The organism is Nonomuraea sp. K271 (assembly GCF_009908215.1).
GTDB classification, from domain to species: domain Bacteria; phylum Actinomycetota; class Actinomycetes; order Streptosporangiales; family Streptosporangiaceae; genus Nonomuraea; species Nonomuraea longispora.
Map to the genome: position 1 here is coordinate 1 of NZ_JAAAHR010000298.1, position 5,417 is coordinate 5,417.

Genomic DNA, 5,417 nt, shown 5'->3' on the forward strand with positions numbered 1-5,417 from the left:
CCATCCCCCCAGCGTGTGACCCTTGCCCTGCTCGCGGAACGGCTCCCACCGGCCGGCCGGCGCACTCCGCACCCCGTCCCCGTGCGTGCCGGCCCCACGGACGGCGCACCCACGGACGGCGCACCCACGGACGGTGCGGCCACGGACGGTGCGGCCACGGACGGTGCGGCCACGGACGACAGCACTCCCGGCGGCTCAGCCGTCGGGCATGGGGACGCCGTCCAAGCACCCTGACACCGTGGGTCCGGGGTGTGCCGGGATGCTTGGACGGGAGCGTCGGGCGGCGTCGATGCCCCTGTGCGGGTCTAGGCCGCCGCGCGTTCTTCCAGCTTCAGGGACTGGTCCTCGTCGCCGGAATCCTCCTCGCCGTTGGGAGGCTCGGCTTCGCCTCCCAGGATGCGGACGGTGTCGTCTTTCGGCTGGGCGAAGGCTGCGGCGGCGTGCTCCTCCGGCTTGGCGAAGGCGCCGGTGTCGTCGCTCGTGGACGTCGGGGTGGCGGTGCCTGAAGTGCCGGCTCGCGAGGTGGGCTCGGGACGGGACAGAGGCCGGAGGGGGCGCGCGCCCATGGACCAGTCGCGGGTCTCCTCGTCCAGGCGCTCGCGCATCTCCTTGCTCATCGAGCCCAGCCCGCCGCCGCGCTCCGGCTTGGTGAAGACGCCGGTGCCCCAGCGCAGGTCGTGCCCGACGGCGCTGGCTTCGATCTCGGGCACGAAGCGCCGGTCGCCCTCGGCGCCGAACTCGCGGATGCGCAACTTGCCCGACACCACCACGGGCTGGCCGGCGCGGATCGAGGCCGCGACGTTGTCTCCCAGGGCACGCCAGCAGCGCACCGTGAAGCAGACCTTCTCACCGTCTGTCCACTGGCCCGTCTTCCTGTCGAAGTAGCGGTGCGAGGTGAGCACCCTCAGCGAGGTGACCTTGGTGCCTTCGTCGAAGCTGTATTGCCTCGGCTCTGCTGCGACGTTTCCGGTCAGCGTGACGTAGATGTCATTCATCCCTGTGCCTCCCCATCTGGCGGGCCGGTTGCCCGCGATCTGGGGCCCAGCGTGCCGTGGGGAGGCGGGGTGGCGGCGTACGGAACGCGGTTCTGTGGACAGAGGGAGGGCGGAGGGAGAGCCTGTGGACGGAGGTCAGACCGACAGATCCCGCAACGCGGTGAAGAAGGCGTGATGGCGGCCCAGCTCCCGCTCGACCGGCTCCACCACCATCGTCGCGGACACGGCCGCCACCCTGCGCCTCATCTCCCGCTCCAGGCGCTCTCGCTCCCTGGAGGCGTTCAGCTCGACGAAGTTGCGCGAGGCGATGCCCGACAGCGCACCCAACCCCAGCACGGCGGCCATCATCAGCCCGACCCACGGAAGCGCCGCGCCGTCGCCGAGCAGTTCCAGTTGCGGGGGCAGTTGTCCCGGCATGAGCAGCCCGGCCAGCAGCCAGATGACCCCGGCCGCGAACGCCGCCACCAGGGTGTACTGCCACACCCTGAGCGCGCGCCACCAACCGGGCACCCGGTCGAGCTGCGGCGCCACCTCCGTGAGGTCCTCGGTCAGCGCCTGCGGGAGCTGGCCGGAGCGCGACCTGGCCGCCTGGTGCACGGAGGAGCGCCACACCGGGTGCATCCCGACGGAGAGGCCGTCGGCGAGCGCCTGCACGGCGTTGGCGACCTCGGCCGACTGGGCGCTCACGGAACCGGTCGTGATGCCGCGGATCTCCGCGCTCACGTCTTCGAGACGCAGGGCCTTCAGCGGATCGGGGCGCAGCTTCGCGAACCATCGAGGGTATGGCCACCCGACCCACTGATTGGAGCGCTCGGCGTAGACGTTCTCCATGGCCTCGCCCACCGCGGGCACGCCCACGGCGTCGCAGAGCGCGTCGGTCAGCCCCATCCGGCGGGCCTCGTCGACCGACGACGGGGCGGAGAGCGCCTCGCCGAGCGGCATGACGTCGCCGAGGCGCTGCTCCAGGCGGTGCAGGTCGGCCTCGAGCTTCTGGATGGCGGCCCGCCGCCGCGACACGGCGGTCGCGATGACGCTCTTGAGACTTTCGATGCCGCGTCCGGTGACCGCCGAGGTGGGTACGACGCTGGGGTGGTCGACGCCTTCGCGGCGCAGCAGGTCGTTGAGGTCGATGACCAGCTCGGCCAGCTCCTCGGTGGTGAGCCGGTCGGCCTGGTTGAGCGCGAACACGGTGACCGCGTCGTGCCCCGCCAGATCCGTGACGTAGCGCCGGTGGGTGGAGGCGTCGGCGTACTTCTGCGGGTCGAGCACCCACACCACGAGGTCGGCCAGCCCGATGAGCCGATCGGCCTCGGTGTCGGTGAGCGCCCGGATGGAGTCGTGGTCGGGCAGGTCGAGCAGGATGAGCCCGTGCAGCTGGCTGTCGCCCTTGTCGAGCGCGCTGGCGCGGGAGAAGCGGTGCCGCCACTGGATCTGCAGCCAGTCGAGCAGCGGCCCGGCGCCCTCCAGCCCCCACACGCAGGCGTGGGTGCGGGCGGTGGTCGGCCGGCGTACGCCCGTGGGCGACAGCTCGAGCCCGGAGATCGCGTTGAACAACGACGACTTGCCGCTGCCCGTGCCGCCCGCGAGGGCGACGACGGTGTGCTCGGACGACAGCTTGAGCCGGTCTCCGGCCCGCTGGAGCAGCACGCCGGCCTCGTCGAGCAGTTTCTTGTCCAGCCGCCCGGGGCCCAGCTCCACCACCTTGGTGAGCGCGGTCAGCCGCGGAGCGAGACCCGGCCTGGTGGTCATGGTGGTCATCGAGCGACCTCGAGGTTGTACGTTGCCTGGTAGAGGCGGGTTGCGACGGACTCGTCGGGAATGCCCGCGGAGTCGAGCGCTTTCACGTAACGCATGGCTTCCTCGTCGAACAACATGCCGATCCTGGCGCGCAGGTCGCTGAGCGCCTTGGCGCCGATGCCACGCAGGGACTCGGCGCCGAGCAGGGCGTTGACCAGCCGATGTGGAACACCCTCGCCGTTGCTCCCGCTGAACATCGCGACCATGAAGATCAGGGCGAGCGAGTCGTGGTCGAACGAGACCAGCTTCGACACCGACCGCTTGGCCACACCCTCCGTGCGTACCAGCTCGCCCAGGTGATCCTGCCAGGAGGCGATGGCACGGCCGGTGTGGCGGATGAGGTCGTCAGAGGGGGTGTCGAGGCCGTCCGAAATCTTGGCGCCCAGCTCGGAACGGTGCCGCCAGCGCGCCACCACCTCCTCGCAAGCACGGTTGGCGGCGGCGACGATCACCGACTCGAGGCCCGTCCGGATCGCCGCCTTGAACGCCAGCACCCGCTCGGGCGCCTGTTTGGCCGCCTTCCCGCGCCTGCGTAGTTGCAACGAGCGCATGAGGTCGCCGGAGCCGGCGAAGTCCTGCCATCTGGCCAGCACCTCGCCGTGCAGCAGCGAACCGTTCTTGTACGCCTTGTCGATCTCCATGAGCGCGCCGCGGAAGGCCGCCTCCACGTCGCCGCGCAGCTCTGTCCTGAAGGCGACCTGCCCCTCCAGGTGCTTGGCCAGCGCTGGTACGCGGGTGCGGAAACTGTTGAGCACGCCGTTGAGCGTCTCGCGTACGGCCTGCGCTCGGCGCTCCTCGTCAACCGAGAGCTCGGCCAGCCACAGCCGCAGCTCGGTGACCTCGCTGTCGGGCAGCCTGCCGTCCGTCACCTTCGCCTCGTTGATGACGAACCTGTCGATGTCGCCCATGCCGTATTCGGTCAGCATGCGGACGAAGTGCTTGAGCACCACGTCGGCCGACCGGGGCTGGACGCGCGACAACACGATCGCCAGCCGGGCACCCCGTTCCTTGGCCAGGCGCAGCAGGCTCCAGGCCGGGGCGTCGGCGTAGCGGGCCGCCGTGGTCACGAAGATCCACAGGTCGGCGGCGTCGAGCATGCGGTGCGCGACGTCGTGGTGCTCCTCCACGACCGAGTCGATGTCGGGGGTGTCGAGCAGCGCGACGCCCTGCGGGAGCTTCTCGGTCGAGACGACGACCAGGCCGTCCGGCCCGGCATCGGGCGTCGGCGCGTCGAGACGCCGCAGGCCGCCCAGCAGCTCGCCCTCCGCGAACCACTCGCGGTCGTCGGGGTGGCAGGCCAGGACGGGGGTGCCGGTGGTCGGGCGGCGTACGCCGGTGCGCGAGACGGTCTTCTCGGCGAGCGTGTTGACCAGGGTGGACTTGCCCGCGCCGGTCGAGCCGGCCACCACGATGAGCGCGGGAGCGGTGCTCGTCCTCACCCTGGGCAGCACGTAGCCCTCAAGCTGGGCCAGCAGGTCGGCCTGTGCCTGCCTGGCCTCCTCCACGCCCGGCAGGTCGAGCCCGAAGCGCAGGTCGGCGATGCTCTCGCGGAGGGTGCCGAGCGCACTCATCAGCGTTTCGGCCGCCTCCGCCGGCAACTCCTCACCGATCGCCTGACCGGCCGGCTCTTGGCCGCCGGCCTGCTCGGACTTCTTTGTCACCTCGTCGCCACCCGCGACATCCGAACCGCGTGACACCTCGCCGCCGCGGAGGTCCGAACCGCGTGACATCTCGCCGCCGGTGATGTCCGTAGCACCCGGCGCTCCGTCGGCTCGGGGGGCGTCGGAGCCGGCATCGCCGCGGGGGCCCGCGTGACCGATCGTCGCCGTGCCGGCGGTCGGTGACGGCTCGTCGGCCGCTTCGAACTGGCCGGCCCTCGCCTGCTTGGCGCTGGCTTTCGGTACGCCGCCCTTCGCGGGTACGTCCGCCTCGCCCGGCTCCCGGCTCGCCGCCGCAGCATCCGGTTTCCCGGGCACGCCGGTCTTCCCCGGTTTGCCGCCTGGCGCGGAGGCGCCGGGCTTCACAAAGGTGCCGGTCGTTGTCGTGGGGTCCCGGGGTTCGTCTCCGGTCTGACGCTCAGGCTCGTCGGCCGATGGCTCGCCGGAGTGCGGCTCACCCGGCGGTCGCTCGCCGGTGGATCGTTTGGCGGGCCGCCTGCCTTGGGGGGAACGCTTGCCGGGGGAACGCTTTCCCGACGGACGGCCGCCCGGGAAACGGTCGCCCGAGGACGGCGTACCAGTGGTCTGCTCGCCACCGGGCTCGTCGTGCTGGGCTGCGGCTTCGTCTCGGGTCGCCGGCTCGGTGCGTGCGTCGCTGGTGGCGCCTTCCGCGGTGACCTCGCGCTCCGCCGGGGAGCGGCCGTCGCCGCCCCGTCCCTTCGCGGCCTTGGCGCCGGACGGTCCTTCGGACGCCGGATCGCCGGCCGCGGCGCGTGCGGAAGGCGTACTTTGTGCTTCCGGCCTGCCCCGGACGGCGGGCCTGCGCGCGAAGAGGCTGGAGCGAGCGGGCGGCTCGTCCTGCGCTGCGGGCTCGGGTCCGGTTTCAGGTCCCGCGCCGGTTTCTGTCGCAGAACCGGCAGGGTGACCGCCTGCGGGCTCGGCACCGGCACCGGCACCAGGCTTCGGG

Annotated in this window: 3 protein-coding genes; all 3 read right to left on the minus strand. The window is 72.0% G+C overall.

Annotated features, from left to right (window positions below; all coding sequences use genetic code 11):
• Positions 1-305: 305 nt before the first annotated feature.
• The 3 genes from GUY59_RS45880 to GUY59_RS45890 all read right to left on the minus strand — a co-directional run bounded on the left by GUY59_RS45880 (position 306) and on the right by GUY59_RS45890 (position 4,768).
• Complete coding sequence (locus GUY59_RS45880; RefSeq protein ID WP_138208598.1) at positions 306-995, minus strand: single-stranded DNA-binding protein; 690 nt, start codon at positions 993-995, stop codon at positions 306-308.
• Between the two features lie 135 nt (positions 996-1,130).
• Positions 1,131-2,753: a GTP-binding protein gene (locus GUY59_RS45885; RefSeq protein WP_138208597.1), complete on the minus strand. Its 1,623-nt coding sequence runs from the start codon at positions 2,751-2,753 to the stop codon at positions 1,131-1,133.
• Positions 2,750-4,768, minus strand: coding sequence for a GTPase (locus GUY59_RS45890; protein WP_252375269.1), 2,019 nt, complete (start codon positions 4,766-4,768; stop codon positions 2,750-2,752). The genes GUY59_RS45885 and GUY59_RS45890 overlap by 4 nt, the downstream gene beginning before the upstream one ends.
• Positions 4,769-5,417: the final 649 nt, after the last annotated feature.

Coding starts and splice junctions, on each gene's coding strand:
- GUY59_RS45880 (WP_138208598.1), bottom strand. CDS start 995: ATGAATGACATCTACGTCACGCTGACCGGAAACGTCGCAGCAGAGCCG.
- GUY59_RS45885 (WP_138208597.1), bottom strand. CDS start 2,753: ATGACCACCATGACCACCAGGCCGGGTCTCGCTCCGCGGCTGACCGCG.